We start from the raw sequence: 22183 nt of genomic DNA, 5'->3' as shown, positions 1-22183 counted from the left end.
TGGACGTCTAATGCCTGGGCACACAGAACTAGATGCTATGTACAACGAAAGGACGAACGTCAATGAGCGACAATTACCGGTCCCGCCAGGAAAAGCGGACGGCCGACCAGAAAAATCCTAAAAAGAAACAGAAGAAAAACCGCAAACGTCCGCTCTGGCAGACATTCATCATCTGGGCGCTTTCCCTCATGCTTGTCTTCATGACTGTCGGCGTCATCATTGTCGCTTACATGATCAATCAGGCCCCGGAACTGGATGCGGAGGCGATGGTATTATCAGAAGCGGCTACTGTATATGACCAGAACGATGAAGAAATTGCCCAGCTGCAAAACAGCAGTAACCGTGAACTCGCCGACATTGAAGAAATGCCCGACTACGCGAAGGAAGCATTTATCGCTGTCGAGGACGAGCGTTTTTACAGCCATTTTGGCATCGACGTCCAGCGGATTTTCGGCGCATTATGGGCAAACGTGACTGACGGCTTCGGCTCCCAGGGAGCAAGCACGATCACCCAGCAGGTCGTGAAAAATGCGTTTCTTTCACCAGATAAAAACATATCACGTAAAGTCCAGGAACAGTATTTAGCCATCAAGCTTGAACAGCAGTACAGTAAGGATGAAATTCTTGAAATGTACGTCAACCTGATCTATTTCAATCAGGGAGCCTACGGCATCACCCAGGCCGGCCAGACCTATTTTGGAAAAGAGGATCCAGGCGAGCTCACTATCGCAGACGCTGCGCTGCTTGCAGCCATCCCCCGCCGGCCTTCGTACTACGACCCGGTTCAAAACCCGGAAAACGCCGAGGACCGCAGAAATCAGATTATTTCCATGATGAATGAGCAGGGCTACATTACGGACGAAGAAGCCGAAGAGGCTTCAAGCACTCCGGTGGACGAGCAGCTTAACTACCAGCCGCCGGAGAACGGAGTTGCCTATGACTCGTTTATGTCTTACGTGCAAAATGAGCTCGAAGACTTTGACGGTATTGAGCCGTCAGATATATATACCGCCGGGCTGAAAGTATACACAACGCTTGACACCGAAGCCCAGGAGCAGGCTGAAGAGCTCATTCAAGGTCAGGACGCCGTTGACAGCTTTCCAGACAATGAAGAGTTTCAAATTGGGTTTACGCTGCTTGACACTCAGACCGGGGCGGTAAAAGCCATTGTTGGAAACAGGCAGAATCCGGATACTGCAATGAGCTATAATTTCGCTACCGACCCTAATCAGCCTGGGTCGACCATTAAGCCCGTCCTGGACTATGGGCCGGCCATTGAAAACATGCAGTGGTCCACGTACCATCAGATCGAAGATGAAGAATACCAGTATCCGGACACAGACACCGACGTGCGAAACTATACCCGGGACTACCGGGGCAGCGTGAGCATGCGCGAAGCACTGACGGATTCCCTGAATGTCCCTGCAGTAAAGACGCTTGAGGAAGTCGGCCTTGATAACGCCAAATCGTTTGCAAACGGGCTCGGGCTCGGCCTTGAGGACGTCTACTACGGTTCAGCTCTCGGCGGCCTGGAGCAGGGGGTTTCCTCTGAACAGATGGCCGGCGCATACGCAGCTTTCGGAAACGAAGGAGTTTATAACGATCCCCATTCCATCCGGCGGATTGAGTTTCCGGATGGACGAACGATTGACTTTGAACCGGAGCAGGAGCAGGCAATGGAGGATTATACTGCCTACATGATCACAGATATGCTTAAAGATGTCGTTTCCGATGGTACTGGCACGGGTGCCCAGATTGACGGGCTTCCGCTCGCCGGTAAAACCGGAACCACTAATTTCACCGAGGACGAAATGGGCACCCTGAATATCCCTGACGGTGGCGTCCCTGATGTGTGGTTTAACGGCTACACTACGAACTATACAGCTTCTGTCTGGGCCGGCTTTGAAACCCGGTCGGAAAACAATTATCTTGTCGACGGACAGACTGATGCTGCCAAAGATGTTTTCCGCGAGGTAATGCAGCAGGTCAGCAGCGGCATTGACACTCCCGACTTTGAACAGCCCGACTCTGTAGTATCAGTACGGTTAAATGAAGAGACCGGGGAGCGAGCTACGTCTAACACTCCCGACGCTGACACGATTACCGAGCTGTTTGTAGAAGGCGAAGTGGACGCCCAGGTCACTGAACCGTCCTCTGACAGCGGATCGGATGACAGCGGGCCATCAGACAGCGAAGAACCTTCTGGCGACAGTGACTCTGAGGAAACAAACGACAATCAGAATGAGTCTGAACCAGCAGAGGAACCAGCAGAAGAAACGGATGAAAATGAAGAAAATACTGAAGAAGCTCCGGGAGAGGAGACAGAGCAAAACACGGAAGAAAATGATGAAACCGAAGAAGCTCCGGCAGATGAAGATTCCGGCGCCTCCGGGGAAGGCCGCGAAGAAGAAACAGATACCAGCGGAGACGAGCCTGCAGAATCCGAATCAGACAACGGCGGGGGAAGCGACAGCGGTGAAAATACCGAAGATGAGGGCTCCGGGAACACAGAGCCGGAAACAGAGACCCCAGATGAAGAAGAGCCTGCTGATACGGAAGACAGCACCTCTGCACCGGAACAGGAATCCGAAACAAACGAATAACAAAAACCGCACGCCTTTTCGGCCGTGCGGTTTTTGTTATACCTGAACATGGTCCTCTTTTCTCGTTAACGGGGCAAGTTTCTCCCATTCTGTCTCCAATACGGAATAATAGCTCTTGTCGTACCACGTAGACAGCCGATCGAATTCTTTGTCGAGCGCCTTCCTGTGTTCGGCATAAATATAGTCAGACGCCGCTTTAACACCGTTCTCTATTTTTTCTTCAAGCTCCTGTGCTACTTCTTTCGTTATCTCCGTAGCAGCGCTCTGGACATTTTCCCCATATGCCTCTTTCAGAGTTTTTATTTCCTGATGAACAAAGAAGTCCTTCGCCGAGCGGAAGTACGTTTCAAATGCTTTAGCATCCACCTCTAAGTCAAGCGTCTTTTCTGGTTTTGGAATAAAGGAGCGGCCGGCGTCAGGAACCTGAAACATCGGGAAGTCCGCCTGAACCTCTCTGTACTGTTCTTCAGTCTCCTGCTTCAGCTGCCGTTTCATTAATTCCTCCAGACGGATGAACGCCGTTTCTCTCTCCTGCCCTGCCTGCACCAGTATCTCTTCTTTAATTTCCGTCAGCCGTCCCGTCAGCTGCCTGCGCTGTTCTTTTCGTGAGGAGCCATCTATAGTGACGGGATTCACCACTTTATTAAAGTAGTCCTGATAGAATAAATACAGACGCTTGCGCACATGAATCAGCCGCTCTTCGGTGTCTGAAACGAGTTCTTTCCGCAACCGTTCCATATGAAAGCGTTCCGGCACTTCTTCATACTGCCCGAGCTTTTGTTTAAGCCTGTCTGCTTCAGCAGCAACGCTTGTCGCATCATGCTTTTGCACCTGCAGGGCCCGCCCAAGCTGTTCTTTTAAATTCAGCGCCTGTTCAACAACATACTGCTGCTGCACGACAAGGAGTTCCTGCCAAATTTGTCCGGATAAATAATTTTCAAAGGCTGAAAACATGTCGTCTTCTCCGCCCTGCTGCTTTTCCTGCAAACCGCGCTGGCTTGACACAGGAAGCAGAAACGGCTCTTCAAATCCATTCTGCCGGAGCTGGCCGCGCACATGGTTAACAACCTGACGGCGCTCGTTATCATCTTTTGCCAGATCAGCGGCATTGATCAGAAAGTACAGCTTATTTTGTTCAAATTCTTCATTCGCCCGGGAAAGCTGCTGAATGAAACGTTCATCGGCATCCGAGAACGCATGATTAAAGTATGTGACATAAAAAATGGCGTCCGACTGGCGCAGGTGGTCAAATGCGACATTGGTGTGGCGTCCGTGGATCGAATTCACGCCCGGCGTATCGGTTAAGACGAGTCCCCGGTTCGTCCAGTAGCTCTCGTAATAAAGCGTCACCTGTTTGACAAGACACGCCTTCTGCTCATCTGCCACCCAGGAGCCCCAGTCCTCCATCCCAATCGTGCGGGTCTCCCCGAGCGAGGAATGGTGTTTTTTAATGCTTTCCTGAAGCGTGAACATATACTGGCTGTATGTTTCCATCCGTGCGTCCCGGGTACGGTTCGGCTTTCTCCATTTCTGAATGGAGGCAAGCGTGTACACTTCTCCGAGCTCTTTCGACACGGCCTGGATTTCCTCATCAAGAAACGCTTCATCCTTCAGCTGCAGAATAACCGTACCGTGTGTGTAATCCTTCTCCGGAGCACGCACAATATTTACGGCTGCTGTGGTAGGATGCGGCGACACAGGAAGTGCCGGAGCACCGAGAAGCGCGTTGATAAAGCTCGACTTGCCGGCACTGAAAGCGCCAAAAACCGAAACGTGAAGTTCCTGGTTGTGCAGATTTTCGCATAAACGCTTTAGATGCTTCTTTTCTTCTTCGATTAACGAGGATTCGGATGGTTCGGCGGCGAAGGCTTCCACCATCTGGATTTCTTCACTGTACGAAGGAAGCTCCTTTTGCCCGCTAGAAGCACTCTCCTGCTCTTCCACCGCTTCATCCTCCCTGGAAATAGAAATCTCCGGGACATCGGACGGTGCCTCTTCACTCATCATTTGCCGGATTTCCTGTTCCCATTCCCGCCGGGCAGAGACGCTTTCCATTTGACGCTCCACCTGGGCAATTTCCTGCTCCAGACGTTCCTTTTCCTCTTTCCAGTCATTCTGAAGTTCATTTAATTTCGTCTGCTCTGCTTCTGTCAAAGCCGGTCCAGCGGCTGAGGTAAGTACGCGCTCTTTTTCTTCAAGCAGCGGCTCTGCCTGATCCTTGAACCGCCGGGTAATTACGCCGGCCAGCTGGTCGGTCACTTGAAACACATACTGCCTGCCGGTCTCACCTTCCGGAATAAAGGCCTCGAGATCGGCGCGTTCAAGCTGAACGTCAATGTTTTGCACCTGGTCAATGTAATCGGCACTGTGGGAAGAAGCATCCTGCTTTTCCGGCTGCAGCAGTTCTCGCACGTGGAACGTCAAAGACGCTTTAATATTTTCATTTATATCTGCAAGCAGCGCATCAGCTCGTTCGTTACGGGCTTCTTCCGTTTTTCTTTTTTTATTAAACAGAGATCCTGCTTTGAAGCCTGGCTGCCAGCTTTCAAGCCAGTCCCTGGCTTTATCCACAGTGGACGCTGGAAACAAATGAGCCTGATCGAGCGTTCGCTTCCATTCCCTGAACCAGCTGCTCCATCTTTCTTCACTGTCCGGCTGAGCACTTTCGTCAATCAGCTGTGCAGGCACGCCGGCATGCTCCGCCCGCTCCTGCCAGTCTTCGAGGGCTGTCTGCTGTTCCTCCCTAAGCCTGTCACGGATTCGTGACAGCAGGGTCTGGCGCATCCGTTCCTCACTTCTTTCGAGCAGTTCGCTGCCGTGGTACAAAAGGCTGCGCACATGAGAAGAGAATGTCTGCAGCTCATTATCCGGGTGCTTTTCATCGCGCATCGAAATATAATACGTGGCAAGCACGTGCACCTGGTTTCGCTCAAGCGTGGCGGCAATCTGATTGCGGTAGGACCGCAGCGTGATTTCTTCTTCCCGGTGTTTGTCCATCTGATTGACAACAAAAATGATCGGCTTGCCTTCCGCTGTCAGCTGCTGTAAAAAACGGATGTTTGTTTCCGACTGGGCATGGTTGTAATCCGTTACGTAAATAACAGCATCGGTTGACAGCAGTCTCTCCATTGTCACTGCCTGGTGCAGCGGATCCGTCGAGTCCACCCCCGGCGTATCCACCATCCGGCTGTAAGACCCTAAAAACGGCAGCGGGGCCTGCATTCGGATCGAGCGAATGTCCGCCCCGTCCCTGCCCCACTTTTGCACCTGCCCCCACGGAATATCGGCTTCCCAGGTTTTAGTTTGGCCTTCACTCGTTACAACCTCGAGACCAAGCTCCCCGTTTTCAATCGATATAATATTGGCGCTTGTTGGAATCGGACTCGCGGGCAGCAGATCGTTTTGAAGCAGGCCATTCAATACAGTCGACTTGCCGGCCGAAAAATGCCCGCAAAACGCAACTTCAAAATAAGGATGCTCAATTTTTTCCTGCACGTCTTCAAGCATCGCGGTTTCTGCCGGATCCAAATGCATGTCTGTCTGCAGCCATTGTTGTTCCCAACCGCTTGTATTAGCCATATTTTACTCCTTTATCATTCGTGATTTCGGGATCGTTTTGCCAGCGCTTCTTTTTTCTTCACTTCTGTATACAGCTCCTTCAGCTGCAGATAGGAATGAAAATAATTCGGATACTCAAGCAGAAAACCGAGCCTTTCCTCCACGTTGATCGGCTTATGGGCAAGCTTCCTGCTTTCTGCGATCAATTCTTCCGGCTCTGCAGAAGGCACGGGCCGTTCGTTCATCCAAAACAGCGTACACAGCCAGTGGGCGAGCCCGAGTCTCATGTACGGAGCGGCCTTTTCCTTGTCTCTTTCGTCCCAGCATTCATCTAAAAAAGGCAGATGCTCTTCCCACCACTGCATAAATGTTTTAATGTGCTGGTTAATGTTTTCCTGCCACGGAGGCGTACCGGCGATGCCGTTTTCATAGGTAATCTCATACCAGAACGGGTAGCGCAGAGCCGCGGTCTTTCGATCTGTATTTTCATCTACCTCGATCTGCGTTACAGTATAAAAAATTTCATGCTGAAATGACGCCGGAATTTGTATTTTTACCATGCTGCACCTTCTTTCCGCATCCGTTTCTGTCCTTCCCTGCAGTAGTCAAGCACCGGACAGGACGGACACTGGGGGGACTGGGACTTACAGTGGTAGCGGCCGAAAAAAATAAGCTGATGGTGCATCTGGGACCATTTTTCTTTTGGCAGCCGTTTCATCAGCGTCTGCTCCACCTGGGTGACGCTGTCTTTCCATCTGCATATGCCTAAACGCTTGGACACCCGCTCAACATGCGTATCCACCGCAATAGCCGGCACCCCGAATGCTACTGACGCTACTACATTCGCTGTTTTTCTGCCGACACCGGCAAGCTCGACCAGCTCTTCCTGCGTTTCTGGCACGCGCCCGTCATGGCGTTCGAGCAGAGACGCCGAAAGCTTTTTTAAATTTTTCGCTTTATTGCGATAAAGTCCAATCGAACGAATAGCCTGTTCAATATCCTCAAGCGGTGCCTCAGCAAAGTCTTCCGGGGAGCTGTATTGTTCAAACAACCCGGGAGTTACCTTATTCACCAGGGCATCAGTTGCCTGGGCGGAAAGCACGACTGCTACCAGCAGTTCAAAGGGATTGCGGTGATTCAGTTCACACTCTGCTTCCGGAAACATGTGCTCGATCCGTTCAATCACAACCTGTAAATTTTTATTCGTTAATGCCATTTTTTTCTCCTCTACTCTTCATCCAGCCAGTTAATATTGGGATATTCCGGCAGCTTTTCCGACTGGGCCGCCTGTGTGCGACGTCCACCCTTTTGTTTAAACTGTTCGGTCTGCGCTTTAGCATCTTCTTTAGTCTGAATGCCTTTGCGCTTCCATTCGTGCAGCATCCGGTCCATGTAGCGAAGGCTGAATTTTTGATTCATGACCGCTTCTTTCAGCGCGATCTGGATCATATCCGGCGAGTAATGATCCTGATCGAGCCAGACGTTAATCGTTTCCCACTCCATGGGGGAAAGCGGGCGGGAAAATTCCTGCTCAATGTTTTGAAACAGATGCTGCTCTTCAACCTGATCCCCTTGCCCGGACGGTACCTCCGCTGTAAGGGCCTGACGGAAAAAAGGATAGAGGGAGTACGCTTCCTGCCGGATTTCATCGCGTTCAGATTCATCAATCTGCAGCAGATTCCGCTTTATCATCGAGCGCAGGCAGCCGGCGCATTCATTTTCATCCATACTCATTTTTTCAGACAGCTCTTTCGGCGTTGGAAGCGGCACGCTGTTCTGGCCAAAACGGTATATATGCAAAAGCATCATTGCTTCTGTTTCATTCAGCCCCACCTGCTCGTATTTATCCAGAATAATTACTGGAATGGAAAGGTGGCCGTGCATGAGTGCTTCTATTTCTTTTTCTTTATCTTTATTCATCTGTTTGTCCTCCCTTTCACCCGGCCGGCTGTCGGCAAAGTGCATAAAGGAAAACCCCCGGAACGGGGGCTTTTTCTCTTATGGATACAGCCTGTTTAACAAACGCGGAAACGGTATCGTTTCCCGGACGTGTTCGGTGCCGGCAATCCAGCCGACCGTCCTCTCCAGACCGAGACCGAATCCGGAGTGCGGCACGGTGCCGTATTTTCTTAAGTCCAGATACCAGCCGTAGGCTTCTTCCGATAAGTTGTGTTCTTCGTACCGCTGCTTCATAAGCTGCGGGTCATCGATGCGCTGACTGCCGCCGATAATCTCCCCGTAGCCTTCCGGAGCAATCAGGTCGGCACAGAGTGCGGTTTCCGGATAGTCCGGGTCGGGCTTCATGTAAAAAGCTTTGATTTCGAGCGGGTAATTAGTAATAAATACCGGCTTTTGAAACTGCTCCGCTATATACGTTTCATGCGGAGCACCAAAATCTTCGCCCCAGCTTACTTCATAGCCCGCTTCCTGCAGCATTTCGACTGCTTTATCGTACGTAATGCGCGGAAACGGTGCCTGGATGGCTTCGAGTTTGGAGGTGTCACGCTCAAGCACAGTAAGCTCCTGGCGGCAGTTGGTAAGCACCGCCTGCACGACATGGGAGACATACTGCTCCTGGATTTCGAGGCTTTCACTATGGTCGCAGAAAGCCATTTCCGGCTCAATCATCCAGAATTCAATCAAGTGCCGGCGGGTTTTTGATTTTTCCGCCCGAAATGTCGGGCCAAATGAAAACACGCGCTGAAAAGCGAGAGCCGCCGCTTCCATATACAGCTGACCGGACTGGGAGAGGTATGCATCTTCATCAAAGTATTTCGTATGAAAAAGCGATGTCGTCCCCTCCGCCGAGCTGCCGGTCAGAATAGGCGGATCCACCTTAATAAACTGATTCTCCCGGAAAAAAGCGTAGGTCGCCTGAATGATTTCATCGCGTATACGCAAAAGCGCGTGCTGCTTACGTGAGCGCATCCACAGATGCCGGTGGTCCATTAAAAATTCTGTTCCGTGCTCTTTCGGCGTGATCGGGTAAGGCTCCGCCTCCTGGATAACCTCAAATCCGGTTACCTGAAGCTCCACCCCGGTCGGCGAACGATCATCCTCCTTCACTGTGCCGTCCACATAAAGCGAGCTTTCCTGCGGAAGATTCTTGGCCTCGGTGAACAGCTCTTCGCCGACATCATTTTTTACGATGACTCCCTGCACGAAGCCGGTGCCGTCCCGCAGCTGTAAAAAGGCAATTTTGCCACTCGACCGCTTATTGGCCAGCCACGCGCCAAATCTTACTTCCTGGCCGATATATTGATTCAAACGTTCAATGGTTACTTTCACGTTAGTCCCTCCGGTTCGTCCTGTTTATGCTGATCGAATTATTTTTCTGTGAAACGGCGGATTCTCGCCACCGCTTCTTCAAGCTGATCCAGAGAAGTAGCGTAGGAGAGCCGGACGTTTTGCGGAGAACCAAATCCGCTGCCCGGAACGACCGCCACGTTTTCCTCCTCAAGCAGAGCCTTTACCCATTCATCCACATCCTTATACGAAGCAGCTGCCTCTTTGACGTTCGGGAACAGATAAAAGGCCCCTTCCGGTTTCACGCAGGTGATTCCCGGAATCGAAACGAGCTTGTCATAAATAGTATTCAGCCGTTCGCTGAATGCCTGGCGCATCGTTTCTACAGCACCGTCATCCTTCGTATAGGCAGCGATAGCCCCGTACTGGGCGTTCGTTGTCGGGTTGGACGTTGAATGGCTCGCAAGGCTCGTCATTGCCTTCACAATAGCACGATTACCGGCTGCATAGCCGATTCTCCATCCGGTCATCGAATGGGATTTGGAGACGCCGTTGACGACAATGGTCTGCTCTTTTAATTCCGGGGAAAGTTCTGCGATGGATGTGTGCTGCTTGTCCCCGTAAATCAGCTTTTCATAAATTTCGTCGGAAACAATCAGCAGACCCTCTGCTCTGGCGGCTTCACCGAGCGCATGCAGCTCCTCCCGGCTGTACATGGTACCGGTCGGGTTGCTCGGGGAGTTAATAATGACGGCCTTCGTTTTATTCGTTACCGCCCCGCGCAGCTGCTCCGGAAGAATCTTAAACTGGTTTTCCTCCCTGCCATCCACAAATACCGGGCGTCCGCCGGCAAGCTTGACCTGCTCCGGATAGCTGACCCAGTAGGGCGTTGGAATAATTACTTCATCCTCCGGATCGAGAATGGTTTGAAACAACGTGAACAAAATGTGCTTGGCGCCAGTACCGACAATGATTTCCTCGCGGCTATACTCCAGCCCCTGGTCCTGCTTAAACTTTTGAATGACCGCATCCTTCAGTTCCGGCAGGCCGCCGGAAGGAGTGTATTTTGTTTTTCCTTCCTGCATGGAGCGAACAGCCGCATCGATTACGTACTGCGGAGTATTAAAATCCGGCTCACCGGCGCCGAGGCCGATAACATCCTGGCCGGCTGCCTTTAGTTCGTTGGCTTTGGCGGTAATCGCCAGGGTTGACGAAGGGGTAATTTCTTTCACTCGTTGGGACAATTCCATACTCTTTCCTCCTCAATAGTTTCCGTGCTCAATCTATCCATAGTTAGTGTAAAGAAAAGCGAAAAGGAGTTCAAGCGTGGTTTACGCCGCTTAAGGGCGGTCCAGGCTGAAGCTTTTCACAAATTCTCCTGTTTCCATATCAATGTACACATAATGCTGCTGGTTTTCTGTCCGGTATTTGCCTTCATATATTGGACGGTTGTCTTCGTAGCCGGGGGTCACTGTTCGCACGGCGTCAATTCCCTCTTGTTCCGCTATACGCTCCTCAGCCTCCTGAATACTCAGCGTATCAGCCGCCGCCAGGCGTTCGAGCAGTTCCCCGTCGTGGTAAAACAGCCAGTCCCTGCTGCCGTCGTTGGTTTCGACGCGCGCTGTTTTCACCGGCTGTTTGCCGTTATATATAAACGTATTCTGTACTTCGGCGACGTTGTTTTCTTCAAGCGCCAGTGCTTCTGCCCGTTCCCTGTCGTCAGCAAGAGGCGCACGGGCCTGAAAGTAACCGGTCACAAGCCCCAGAACAACCAGAAAGACAATTAAAAAAGCCGCAAGCGTGATCCAGTTTTTCACGACATATCCCCCTATGTGCGGTAAATGGTAAACACCATCTGCTCCTCGTTTTCCTTATCAAGAGAAAGGCCGAACATTAATTCCTCCTGCTTTAACGTGCGATTCAGTGTATCAACAATTTTATACAGATCTGACGACGCTTCGATTTTAACCGACGCGACGACTTCAAGCTGTTCGTTTCCCATCGTTTCACCTCACCCGGCGTACTATAAGTACGCTTCATTTAATTTGCGGTAATGGCGGTTGGCCTCGGCGTTAATTTTTTCTTCATCGAGCGTCAGAAGTTCGCCGTCTTTCATCAGCTGCCTGCCGTTCACAAAGCTGTCCGTCACGTCCCGGCCGGAAGCTGCGTACACCAGATGCGATAAAATATTATCGTATGGCTGAAGCGCAAATGATTCACTGTCAATCAGAATAAAGTCCGCCGCGGCTCCTGGTTCCAGCCTGCCGCTGTCGCTAAATCCCATCGAAGCGGCTCCATTTTCGGTTGCCATCTTCCAGACCGCTTCCGTTTCAATCGAACTCGGATCCTGAAAGGCGACCTTCTGCATCAAAGCGCCCAGGCGAAGCTCCTCAAACATATCGAGGTTGTTGTTTGACACAGCGCTGTCCGTACCGATCGTAATCCGCAGACCACGCTTTTGCATTTCGGGAATGCGGGCGATGCCCGATCCAAGCTTGGCGTTGCTCATCGGATTATAGGAGATGGTCACTTCTGGTACGCTCATATCGTCAAGATCTTCATCGGTCGCATGCACGACATGCGTAAGCATCGCCGGACGTGTGTAAAATCCGATTTCTTTTAGCTTTTTAGCCGGGGTCATCCCGTAGTCGCGCCGGTAATCAGCCACTTCTTTGGCCGTTTCCTCAAGGTGAATGCCAAGCGGCAGGTCGTATTGGTGACCGGCGTCGACAATTTTTTCCAAAAACTCCGGGGTGCACGTATACGGGGCGTGTGGGAAAAGCATGCCCGTAACCCGGCCGCTTGTATCCTGCTCCCATTCCTTTAAGTCGCGGGCTGCTGCTTCCAGCTTTTCGCTCTGCTCCTCCGGAGTGCCAATACTCATCATGCCCTTGGAAATCATGGATTTAATGCCGGAGCTTTTCACGAGCTCATACGTATTCTGCATGCCCATATGATACATATCAAGAAACCCGGTTGTTCCGGTGCGGATCATTTCCGCAATAGCGAGACCTGTACCAGCCTTCGCTGTTTCGTTGCTGAACAGGCGCTCCCGCGGCCAGACGTGGTTGTTCAGCCATTCCTGGAGCACTACATCGTCCGAAACGCCGCGCATCATTGTCATCGGTGTATGGCCATGGGTGTTATAAAGACCAGGGCTGAGCCACTTCCCCCGTCCATCCAGAATATCGGCGCCGTTCTCTTTCTCCGGATAGTTTCCAGGCTCTACTTGAACGATTTTACCGTCCTTGACTTCAATATAGCTCTCGACTGCCTGAACGCCCCGTGCATTCGGGATTGGGTAAACGTGCTCGATTACAAAGTGTTCCATATCCGTACTCCTTTTTAACGTTTTTTTGCTTCTTCAAAAAAGTCAGCGATACGGTCCAGCACCGCATCCATCGGTTCATAATACGTATTCGTCCGGGGAATCGAGTCAATAAACGACGAGCCGTAGGAAGCCTCCATAATCCGCTTATCAAGTACTGTTACCACGCCCCGGTCCTCGGAATGACGGATCAGCCGGCCAAAGCCCTGCTTGAATCGGAGTACAGCGTGCGGCAGCGCTTCTGCGTAAAACGATCGTTTCCCCTGACGCTGCATTTTGTCCGACACAGCTTCATAAACAGGATCCGTGGGCGGAGAGAAAGGCAGACGCACAATGATCACGTGCTGCAGCTTTTCCCCGGGGATGTCGACACCCTCCCAGAACGCATTGGTTCCAAGCAAAAGTGCATTGTCCTGCTGCTGAAACAGCTTGGTCAGCTTGGCGTGGGTGCCGCTCGTAATCCCCTGTCCGATGACGCTCAGCGTCGATTCCTCGGTCCATTCTTTCAGCTGGTGATACACCTGTTTAAGCATGTTAAAGGAAGTAAACAGAACCATCGTTTTTCCTTCCGTAATGTTGACAGCGTGAAAAATATATTCGGCCGCTTCCTGCGCAAAATCAGCATGTTTATCATTCACCCCGGAAATGTCTTTTGGAACGAGCAGCTGCGTCTGGGAAGCATAATGATAAGGGGAAGCAATCAGGCTTGTGTGCGGCAGAAAATCATCCAGCCCCATTTTTGATTTCATGTATTCAAATGAACCGTTGACCGCAAGAGAGCCGGAGGTAAGCACGACGCTTGCTTTTTTCATGAACAGCTGTTCACTCAGCTCCGAGGCTACCTCCACCGGACGGGCGTAAATGTACGCAGCATTTTTGGCGCCGCTCTGCTCTGCTTCCACCCAGTAAACATGTTCGGGTTCCCGTTCAAACAGCAGGTGGAACAGATTGTCCCCCAGGCTGTCCAGCTGCCCCAGGTAAGAGTTTAGTTCGGCAAGTTCATTTACAAAGTTTTTGGAAGAAGGCTGCGTTTCCCATGCTTGTTCGAACGTTTCCCACGCCTTAAATTCCTGTTCCAGAAGCGTAAGGAAACGGCGTCCGGCTTCTTCCACCTGCTCCCACACGGGGCCGGATTCCCCGCCGGGTGTGAAGCGCTGGCTGTACCGGCCCACTTCCGAACGCCGCCGCCCGGAAGCCGTGCGGCACCAGCGTGTGAGCAGACGAAAGAGCTCGTCGCATTCATACATCAGCACCGCATGATTGTCCTCGCGTTCGTGGTACCAGCCCGGCTCAAAAACGATGCCGGCTTCTTCCCCAAACCAGATGAGCGGGCGCACGACGCTCTGTTTTGTATCCAGGCCGAACCTGCGGAGCAGCCGGTTTGCTTTTGTGTAGTGAACGGATCTGCCTGCATATTTCCCCGCCGTTTCCGGCAGGTGATGCGCTTCATCAATGACCACGTATGGATAGGATGAAAATAAATTTTTACCCTGGTACATATCGCTCAAAAGCATCGCATGATTGGTGACGACGATATCGGCATATTCGGCTTTACGGCGGGCACGTGCATAAAAACAGTACGCCTCCCACCCTCTTTGCGCGTGCTCATCCTGATAATGATTCTGGCGGAGGCTTTCCCAGAGAGCATTTCTGCGGCCGCCGGCCATATTAATTTCATCAAGATCCCCGTGCCGGGTTTGTGTCAGCCATATTAACACCTGGCCGAGGCCGAGTGCTTCTTCGAGCGAAAACTGGCGGTGCTGCAGCCATTTTTCAAGTCGCTGCAAAGAAATGTAGTTGCCGCGGCCTTTTAAAACAGCCACAGAAACCTGGTCGTCGATCAGCCGCTCAAGCAGTGGGAGATCTTCATTCATCAGCTGCTCCTGCAGCGTGAGTGTCTGCGTGGAAATTAATATTTTTTGATTGTATGTACGGTGATATTTTACGGCTGGAAGCAGATAGGCGAGCGTTTTCCCAAGACCGGTGCCCGCTTCTATAACAGCGTGGGAGCGTTCCTCAAACGAGGCATAGACCATTTCTGCCATCTCCAGCTGCCCCGGACGCTCTTCAAAACGATCCCATCCCCGGCTTTTAGCATGACTTCCGCTCAGGGTCTCCTGCAGTGATACGTTTCTCTGCTCCGGCTTTTCTGCCGGAAGCTCTTTGCGGAACACAATGCCGTGGTTTTCCTCTAAATCATACGGCAGCTGCTGCGGGGCCTTTGCAATACAGCGCTCAATATACTGGTGAAGGTCACTGTGCAAGAAGGCAGCCAGCCGGTCCAGGCGGTGAAGCACGTCCTTTGGAAGCAAGGCTAGCCTTTTACGGATGGATATCCAAAGCTCTGCAGTGACGAGGGCATCGCTGTCCGCCCGGTGCGGACGGTCGTGGTCAAGATCCAGCCACGATGTGATCTGGGAAAGCCGAAAGCCCGGCGCTTCCGGATAAGCAAGTCTCGCACACTCTACTGTGTCCACGACTGGTCCCTGAAACAGCGGAAACCCGGCTTCCTGCATGCCTGCATTGATAAATGCCAGATCAAACTGCACATTATGACCGACAAAGGCAGCGTTCTCAAGCCAGGCGGTTAACGTGGGAGCCACCTCATAAAACTCCGGGGCCTGCTCTACGTCCTGCTCCCGAATACCGGTAAACTGCTGGATAAAAGGAGGGATCGGCATATGCGGCTGAATAAAGGTGGAAAGAGTGTCGAGCACTTCTTCGTCCTCCATAAGCACTGCGCCGATTTCAATAATTTTTGCTCCTTTTCTTGGAGAAGTGCCGGTTGTTTCTACATCTATGACTACATATTTTTGTCCCATCTGCCTGCCTCCTTTCTTCCGCTATTCCGGCGGGGGAACGTCCAGAATTTCGCCGCTGTGCACCGTCTGTATGCTTCCATCTGTTTTTTGCACCTCCAGGGCCCCCTCTTCGGTTATACGAAGAGCTGTGCCCTCCACTGTCTGGCGGGACGTTTCCACCTGAATAAAGCTCCCCAGCGTATCTGTTTTTTGGGACCAGGCAGCTTTGACTGCACCGAATCCATTCGTTAAGTATTCATTATACCAGGACTCATAGCTTTTTAAGATAGATGCAATAATCTGCGGACGACTCTGCCGGACTCCTGCATACTGTCGGATGGAAGCGGCTTTATCCGCAAGCTCTCCGGTAAAATCCTCGTCCGCCTGGTTTATATTAATACCCATGCCGACAATTACTGTCTGTACCTCATCCATGTCTGCCTGCATCTCCGTCAGTATACCTGCCAGCTTCTTTTTATGAATGCGGATATCGTTCGGCCATTTAATCGCAGTCGGAGCCGGAAGATAGCTATCAAGCGCCTCGGCAAGAGCTACCGCCGACAGCAGCGTGAGCTGCGGAGCGTAGCGGGGAGGCACCTGCGGGCGGAGCAGAAGACTCATCCAGATGCCCTGTTCCGGACTACTCTGCCACGTGCGTCCAAGCCTCCCCCGTCCCTGCACCTGTTCATTCGCGACGGCAATAAGTCCTTCCCCGGCTCCTTTTTCAGCCTGCTCCCTCACAATTTCCTGGGTGGAGGTGACAGTATCGTTATAAATAATCGTACGGCCGAGACGTTCAGTTGTAAGATGAAGCATAATTTCTTCTGTACCAACCCGGTCGGGAAAACGCACCAGCCGGTAACCGCGCCGGGATGCCGCTTCAATTTCATATCCATTTTTCCGCAGCTCTTCGATCTGCTTCCACACAGCGGTACGGGACACCTGCAGTTCATCGCTGATTTCCTGACCGGATACCGGACGGTCCCGGTGGGCCATCAACAGCTGCAGCAATCGATTTTTATTCATCGTTCATTTCCTCCAAATAGGCTAACAGCTTTTGTTCACTATTTTCTACCTTTTCATTCACGACTGCCTGCTCTAAAAAGGCGATCGTCTTTCCGATTCTCGCCGTGTCCTTATAACCCGGCATCGAGGCGATTGACTTCGGCGGAAGGGCGAGATCCTGCCTGGAATGAATCGGAAGAGCTTCCCATTTCTTTCTCCATTCTGTGCAGGAAAGCCCCTGGTAAGTAAAATTTTTCCACTTTTTGAGCTTCTCCAGATCTGCCACCTGCGTTGGACCAAAATAATACAGCCACTGCAGCCACGTATCGGGAGAAGCCCGGACATCAACTCGTTCCAGCAGCCAGCGGCACTGCTTCCGTACCTGATTGGAAAACCGCCATCCATTCAGCATATCCAGACTTTTTTGACCGTACAGGGCATACAGCAGAGCCGCCCATGAAGCTTTCGTGCCCGCTGGAAACTGTACAAGCGTGGAGTGGTGAAAAAATGGAGAGGCCGTCCGAACCGGTTCCGGAAAATGTGAAAACAAACGCAGCTCTCGCATGCCTTCGAGGGCGCTCAGCCGTTTCTGCCCTTCAAGCAGCTTGGTTATTTCATCGCGTATTCGTTCCACGGCGGTATACGCAAGCCCTGCTGCAGCTGCCTCCGCTGCCCGCTCAGCTTCCAGATCCAGTGAAAAACCGAGAACCGCCCTAAAACGGAACGCCCGTATCACCCGGAGCGGGTCGTCGGAAAAGGCGCGTTCAGCTGAGGCCGGGGTGCGAAGCACCTGCCTCTGGATATCCTTCTTCCCGTTAAACGGGTCGATCACCTTGCCGTCTGTATCTGCTGCCATCGCGTTGCATGTGAAATCCCGCTGCTGCAGATCCTCTTCGATTGTTTCCGCCCCTTCCCGGAACGGAGTCACTTCCACGATACTATTTCCGCTCTTCACAAGAAGCGTCCCGAATTTTTCCGACGGCTTCACAGCGTTCGGAAAAACAAACGAAAGCTCTTCAACGGTCGCAGCCGCTGCTATATCTATATCGCTCGGCGCCCGTTTCATCAGGCGGTCGCGTACAGCTCCGCCTACAATATAGGCAGTAATGCCGTTTTGCTGTAACCTCTTAATAACAAGCAGCGCCTCTTGCCACGTCTGCTGCTCGTTCATTACTTGCCCTCCACGGTCCGTCGGTATACTTCTTCGTACTGGGCTACGATGCGGGCGGAGGAGAAATATTCTTCCACCACGTCGAGCGAGCGCTGTTTAAACCTTTTCATTCTATCCGGATCCGTCAGTAGCCCGACCGCCTGCTGGGCAGCCAGTTCCACTGCTCCAAGCGGGACAACATAGCCGGTTTCATTATGAAAGACCACCTCAGGAATACCTCCGACATCTGTACCAATGACCGGCACACCGCAGGCCATCGCTTCAAGCGCAGCCAGGCCGAAGCTTTCTTTTTCCGAAAGCAGCAGCATCAGATCGGCAACGTGCAAATAGTCGGCTACCTCCCGCTGGTTGCCTAAAAACAGCACGTCCTGATCGACGCCGAGCCTTTTCGCCTCCGCCCAAGCCTTTTCCCGGTCCGGTCCATCCCCAAGCATGACCAGCTTACAGGAAACCTCTGCCTGCACTGCAGCAAATGTCCGCACGACGTCTACGACCCGTTTCACCGGCCGGAAATTGGAGACGTGCAGAAGCACCTTTTCGTCTTCGTCGATGTTGTATGCTTTTTTTAAATCCTTTTTGTCGACTTTCGGCCCATACACCCGTTCGTCCACGAAATTGTAAATCGTATGAATATCGCGGTCGACTTCAAGCATCTGCCTGGTCTGCTCCACCAGAGCGTCTGATACTGCTGTCACTTCATCCGAGCGCTGAATGGCGTAGCGGATAATATCACGAAGCGAGGAGTCATGGCCAAGCACAGTGATATCTGTGCCGTGAAGCGTTGTTACTACTTTTACAGGATGATCGGTCATGTCCCTCGCTAAAATCGCACAGACAGCGTGAGGCACGGCGTAATGCACATGCAGGACATCGAGCTCCTCCCGGTTGACAACTTCCGCCATTTTGCTTGCAAGTGTTAATGAGTACGGCGGGTACTGGAATACTTCGTATTGGTTTACTGAGACTTCATGGTAATAAATATTCGGTGAGGTTTCGGTTAAACGATAAGGGATCGCCGAGGTGATGAAATGAATTTCATGGCCCCGCTCAGCAAGCAGCTTGCCGAGCTCAGTCGCGATCACTCCCGATCCTCCCACCGTCGGGTAGCACGTTATTCCAATTTTCACGCTTAGTCACTTCCTTGTCTTTTGGGCACCTGTTGAAAAAGCATCGGAGTTTCGGCGATAAACCCTTCCGCGTAAGTCACTCCCGTTTCTTTGCCGAATAGTCGATCTCTTGCCTTTATTGTTTCGAGGTACCCGTCTGTAAGCGGTGTGCTTACGGCCTCTTCCCCTGGGTTAAACTGGCTTTTATACGCCTTTAATGCCGCTTCTTTATCGCCGGCGGCCGGGGTGATGTCCACATAAAAGGAAGGCCGGTGGTAGCCGTTGATCATATAGTAGTACATGTTTGGCACTTTGTGGGCATTTTCGTCCACACCAGGGTACAGCTTGACCCCGGCATCAAAGACGGCCCGCTTAACAATACTTCCGGCATCACCGTGATCCGGATGCCGGTCGATGTAGTACGGGGCAAAAATCGTGTCAGGCTGGATGCGGCGGATCAGCTGCACAAGCTGGGTGTACTCTTCCTGGGTTACTGCAGTAAGCATACGGTCCCTCCAGGTAAGCTGGAGCCGTCCTGCACCGAGGATCTCTGCTGCCTGCTCTGCTTCCTGCTGTCTGGTTTCCACGGTACCGTTGGAGGAAAGATCTCCCTCTGTCAGGGAAAGCATATAGACATTGTCGGTTTTACTGTGCAGCGCTACCGTCCCGCCCATTCCGATTTCGATATCATCAGGGTGGGCCCCGACGGTTAACAATGTTCGTTTATGTGTCATATTAATCTGTGGACTCCTTTAAAATATCCCGGAAGGCAAACAATCCGTGTTCAAGGCCTTTAATCAGCACTTCAGCTGCGGCCATATTCGTTGCAAGCGGCACCCCGTGCACGTCGGCGAGCCTCATAAGCGCAGTGATATCAGGCTCATGCGGCTGCGCGGTCAATGGGTCCCGGAAAAAAAGCACCAAATCCACCTGCTGTTCTGCAATCTTTGCCCCAATCTGCTGATCGCCGCCCAGCGGCCCGGACTGGTACTGTTTGACGTTCAGGCCGACCTCTTCATTCAGTCTCCCCCCGGTCGTTCCTGTTGCTGAAAGGGTGTGACGCTCGAGGATATGCCTATACGCTTCGGCAAACCGGATCAGATCGTCTTTTTTCTTATCATGGGCAATCAGTGCGATATTCATAAAAGTTCCCCTTTACTCCAGAATGTTTTCGAGGCCGTACACGAGTTCCTTCATCGTGACTACCTGCTCAATCGCAAATTTGACCCCTGGCATAAATGACGCCCGGTTGATCGAATCGTGCCGGATCGTAAGCGTCTGGCCTTCGCCGCCAAACATTACCTGCTGATGTGCCACGAGGCCCGGAAGGCGCGTACTGTGAATCCTCATGCCGTCGAGCTCTGCTCCGCGCGCCCCCGGCATCGTTTCTTTTTCCTCCGGGTGCCCCTGCGTTTTTTTGGTGCGGTTTTCCTGAATCAGCTTTGCTGTTTTCACTGCGGTGCCGGACGGGGCGTCAAGCTTTCGGTCATGGTGCAATTCAGTAATTTCAACATCCGGGAAGTAGGCTGCAGCCATTTGCGACATTTTCATCATCAGAACAGCGCCGATAGCAAAGTTTGGTACAATAAGCACTCCCCGCTGCTGCTCTTTTGCTTTCTGACGCAGGCGCTCGAGGTCTTCATCGGTAAAGCCGGTAGTACCAACGACCGGTGCAAGACCGTAGTCGAGTGCTTTCTCTGTATGTATCTTTCCAATTTCCGGCGTGGTCAGATCTACAAACACTTCTGCTTCGACTTCGCCGAGGCACTGGTCAACGTCCGTATAGACGCGGGCCCCGGATTTTGGCATGCCTTCGATTTCCGACAACAGCGAGCCTTCGTATTTATGGTCCACCACAGCGGCGAGCTGCAGGTGCTCCGCTGCTTCAATCATATGTACAGCTTCCTTACCCATGTTTCCTCTCGGTCCGGCAACGATAACGCGGATTGATTCAGTCATTTGTCATTCTCCTTTTTCGTCCATCTATCCTGGTCTCTTGTTTCAAACTTTTCCATTACGATACGAAACGCTTCATCCAAATCAATATCAAGCGAATTGGCAAAGCAGATGAGCACAAACAGCAGATCACCCATTTCCTTTTCCAGTGATTTATGCTCTTCGCTTTCTTTCTTCGGCTTTTCACCGTAATAGTGATTAATTTCTCTGGCAAGCTCTCCCGTTTCTTCGGTCATTCTTGCAAGCATGGCGAGCGGACTGAAATAACCTTCTTCAAACTGGCCGATGAAGGCATCCACTTTCTCCTGCATTTCTTTCATCGTCATTGGTTCCCCGGCCATTCCGGCGTCCTCCTTTCAATCGTATAAAAATCCATTCGGTTTGACAAACATAGATTGCCTCCTGCCCCAGGCTTTACTATAATGTAACGGTTGATACAAGCTTTCCGGCCGGAGAGGAGGAACCATCGTGAACATTTGGATACATACACGCAATATCTTTTTTGTCGTGCTCGGCTCTGCTATTATGAGTTTTGGACTTGTCTATTTTAACATGCAAAACCAGCTAGCGGATGGCGGCTTTACTGGTATTACCCTAATTCTTTATAATTTATTCAATATCAATCCTGCCTTCAGCAACCTCGTGCTGAACATTCCCGTCCTGATTCTGGGCTGGCGCCTGCTCGGCCGGCACGTCTTCGTCTATACGTTAATAAGCACGGCGGCAGTCAGCTTGTTTTTATGGCTGTTCCAGGAGGTTGAGCTTCTCCATCTGCCGCTCCAGGATGATCTTGTTCTTGTTGCCCTGTTCGCCGGCGTTTTTGTCGGCTCCGGCCTCGGCATTGTTTTCCGGTACGGCGGCACCACCGGAGGAGCTGACATTATCGCCAAGCTTGCGAGTAACGTATTCGGCTGGACAATGGGACGCTCGCTGTTTATGTTTGATGCTGTTGTAATAACCGCTTCCCTCCTGTATTTAGACTACCGGGAAGCGATGTACACACTCGTGTTTGTGTTCGTGGCTGCCCGCGTCATTGACTTCATTCAGCAGGGGGCGTACTCCGGAAAAGCCGCTATGATCATTTCCGACCAGGCTCCGGAAGTAGCTGACGCCATTCTACAGGAGATGAACCGCGGAGCGACTATACTAAACGGTAAGGGCAGCTTCACCCGTCAGGAAAAAGAGATTCTCTACTGCGTCGTTGGCAAAAACGAGCTGATGCGTCTGAAGCACCTTGTTGAACGGGTGGACCCCCACGCCTTTGTTACGGTTAACGATGTCCAGGATGTTATCGGTGAGGGATTCACTCTCGATGAAAACAAAAAACCACTGCAATAAGGTATCTTAGTGCCGCATTTTTATCAGCTTTCACACATAAAAACACCTGCACCGGTCATCGGGCAGGTGTT

19 protein-coding genes are annotated in these 22183 nt (G+C 51.8%); 2 read left to right on the top strand and 17 right to left on the bottom strand.

The features are described from left to right. Window positions 1-62 precede the first annotated feature (62 nt). Window positions 63-2603 carry a transglycosylase domain-containing protein gene (locus ACTRXH_RS07490; protein WP_474281451.1) on the top strand — a complete coding sequence of 847 codons (2541 nt, stop codon included), beginning with the start codon at window positions 63-65 and terminating at the stop codon, window positions 2601-2603. Between the two features lie 36 nt (window positions 2604-2639). Here the strand turns inward: ACTRXH_RS07490 and ACTRXH_RS07485 are convergent, their stop codons facing one another. The 17 genes from ACTRXH_RS07485 to ACTRXH_RS07405 all read right to left on the bottom strand — a co-directional run bounded on the left by ACTRXH_RS07485 (window position 2640) and on the right by ACTRXH_RS07405 (window position 21115). Continuing rightward, complete coding sequence (locus ACTRXH_RS07485) at window positions 2640-6182, bottom strand: dynamin family protein (RefSeq protein WP_474281449.1); 3543 nt, start codon at window positions 6180-6182, stop codon at window positions 2640-2642. A gap of 14 nt (window positions 6183-6196) precedes the next feature. Further along, window positions 6197-6721 carry a YpoC family protein gene (locus ACTRXH_RS07480; protein WP_474281447.1) on the bottom strand — a complete coding sequence of 175 codons (525 nt, stop codon included), beginning with the start codon at window positions 6719-6721 and terminating at the stop codon, window positions 6197-6199. Then, the gene (nth, locus tag ACTRXH_RS07475; RefSeq protein WP_474281445.1) at window positions 6715-7377 is read right to left on the bottom strand and encodes an endonuclease III; all 663 of its coding nucleotides are present in this window, start codon (window positions 7375-7377) and stop codon (window positions 6715-6717) included. The genes ACTRXH_RS07480 and nth overlap by 7 nt, the downstream gene beginning before the upstream one ends. Before the next feature lie 11 nt (window positions 7378-7388). Further along, a complete protein-coding gene (locus ACTRXH_RS07470; protein ID WP_474281443.1) occupies window positions 7389-8081 on the bottom strand; it encodes a DnaD domain-containing protein in 693 nt (230 codons plus the stop codon). 78 nt (window positions 8082-8159) lie between these two features. After that, window positions 8160-9449: an asparagine--tRNA ligase gene (asnS, locus tag ACTRXH_RS07465; RefSeq protein WP_474281441.1), complete on the bottom strand. Its 1290-nt coding sequence runs from the start codon at window positions 9447-9449 to the stop codon at window positions 8160-8162. Window positions 9450-9487: 38 nt separating this feature from the next. Further along, window positions 9488-10657, bottom strand: a complete 1170-nt coding sequence (locus ACTRXH_RS07460; protein WP_474262116.1) for a pyridoxal phosphate-dependent aminotransferase — start codon at window positions 10655-10657, stop codon at window positions 9488-9490. A 90-nt stretch (window positions 10658-10747) separates the two neighbouring features. After that, a complete protein-coding gene (locus tag ACTRXH_RS07455; RefSeq protein WP_474262117.1) occupies window positions 10748-11224 on the bottom strand; it encodes a PepSY domain-containing protein in 477 nt (158 codons plus the stop codon). An 11-nt stretch (window positions 11225-11235) separates the two neighbouring features. Further along, window positions 11236-11409, bottom strand: a complete 174-nt coding sequence (locus ACTRXH_RS07450; RefSeq protein WP_022792243.1) for a YpmA family protein — start codon at window positions 11407-11409, stop codon at window positions 11236-11238. A 21-nt stretch (window positions 11410-11430) separates the two neighbouring features. Then, window positions 11431-12738, bottom strand: coding sequence for an amidohydrolase (locus ACTRXH_RS07445; RefSeq protein ID WP_474281439.1), 1308 nt, complete (start codon window positions 12736-12738; stop codon window positions 11431-11433). A gap of 14 nt (window positions 12739-12752) precedes the next feature. Then, window positions 12753-15557 carry an ATP-dependent DNA helicase DinG gene (dinG, locus tag ACTRXH_RS07440; protein ID WP_474281437.1) on the bottom strand — a complete coding sequence of 935 codons (2805 nt, stop codon included), beginning with the start codon at window positions 15555-15557 and terminating at the stop codon, window positions 12753-12755. A 21-nt stretch (window positions 15558-15578) separates the two neighbouring features. Beyond that, the gene (locus tag ACTRXH_RS07435; RefSeq protein WP_474281435.1) at window positions 15579-16562 is read right to left on the bottom strand and encodes a biotin--[acetyl-CoA-carboxylase] ligase; all 984 of its coding nucleotides are present in this window, start codon (window positions 16560-16562) and stop codon (window positions 15579-15581) included. Next, a complete protein-coding gene (locus tag ACTRXH_RS07430) occupies window positions 16555-17712 on the bottom strand; it encodes a tRNA nucleotidyltransferase/poly(A) polymerase-related protein (protein WP_474278934.1) in 1158 nt (385 codons plus the stop codon). The genes ACTRXH_RS07435 and ACTRXH_RS07430 overlap by 8 nt, the downstream gene beginning before the upstream one ends. Further along, a complete protein-coding gene (bshA, locus tag ACTRXH_RS07425) occupies window positions 17712-18839 on the bottom strand; it encodes an N-acetyl-alpha-D-glucosaminyl L-malate synthase BshA (protein WP_474278936.1) in 1128 nt (375 codons plus the stop codon). The genes ACTRXH_RS07430 and bshA overlap by 1 nt, the downstream gene beginning before the upstream one ends. Before the next feature lie 2 nt (window positions 18840-18841). After that, window positions 18842-19552 (bottom strand): bacillithiol biosynthesis deacetylase BshB1, encoded by a 711-nt coding sequence (gene bshB1 / locus ACTRXH_RS07420; protein ID WP_474262124.1) that lies wholly within the window; start codon window positions 19550-19552, stop codon window positions 18842-18844. A gap of 1 nt (window position 19553) precedes the next feature. Beyond that, entirely contained in the window at window positions 19554-19961 is a 408-nt protein-coding gene (gene mgsA, locus ACTRXH_RS07415) for a methylglyoxal synthase (RefSeq protein ID WP_322525126.1), read from the bottom strand. Between the two features lie 12 nt (window positions 19962-19973). Next, a complete protein-coding gene (dapB, locus tag ACTRXH_RS07410) occupies window positions 19974-20777 on the bottom strand; it encodes a 4-hydroxy-tetrahydrodipicolinate reductase (protein WP_474281433.1) in 804 nt (267 codons plus the stop codon). Continuing rightward, window positions 20774-21115: a nucleotide pyrophosphohydrolase gene (locus ACTRXH_RS07405; RefSeq protein ID WP_462866500.1), complete on the bottom strand. Its 342-nt coding sequence runs from the start codon at window positions 21113-21115 to the stop codon at window positions 20774-20776. The genes dapB and ACTRXH_RS07405 overlap by 4 nt, the downstream gene beginning before the upstream one ends. A 127-nt stretch (window positions 21116-21242) precedes the next feature. Between ACTRXH_RS07405 and ACTRXH_RS07400 the strand changes: the two genes are divergently transcribed. Then, window positions 21243-22112 carry a YitT family protein gene (locus tag ACTRXH_RS07400; RefSeq protein ID WP_474281431.1) on the top strand — a complete coding sequence of 290 codons (870 nt, stop codon included), beginning with the start codon at window positions 21243-21245 and terminating at the stop codon, window positions 22110-22112. Window positions 22113-22183 lie beyond the last annotated feature (71 nt).

The sequence above is a fragment of the Marinococcus sp. LNHM5E3-2.1 genome (genome assembly GCF_056034365.1).
This window is presented reverse-complemented; position numbering and strand designations above follow the sequence as displayed.